Below are 367 nucleotides of genomic sequence, written 5' to 3' on the forward strand. Positions count from 1 at the left end.
GCCGGTATCCGCACTGGATTGTGAATGGGCGGCGGCCAGTGGTTGCCAGATATCGGCCGGGTTCACAATGTCTCTCCCTGAGGGTCTGATGACCGGATGTCGGCTGCGGGGAGGCGCAGTGACTCTGGTATCAGCTCATCCAGTGCTGTAAGTAACTGGTCAATCTGGGCGGTGGTATGGGCTGCAGTCAGGGTGATACGTAGACGGCTGCTGCCATTGGGAACGGTCGGTGGTCGAATGGCTGTTACCCATAGGCCACGCTGCTGCAGTTCGGTACTGATGGCCATGGCGCTGGCTTCGTCGCCAATCATCAAGGGTTGAATCGGGGATTCTGACGGCATCAGGGCGAGCCCGAGCTGGCTGGCAC

The 367-nt window shown here is 60.2% G+C and carries 1 protein-coding gene; it reads right to left on the reverse strand.

All coding sequences use genetic code 11. From position 1 onward, the window contains the following. Nucleotides 1-62: 62 nt before the first annotated feature. Nucleotides 63-367: aminotransferase class I/II-fold pyridoxal phosphate-dependent enzyme (locus Q4563_RS17170; RefSeq protein WP_303605356.1), on the reverse strand; the 305-nt coding region annotated here is incomplete at its 5' end.

This window comes from Gilvimarinus sp. 1_MG-2023, assembly GCF_030548285.1.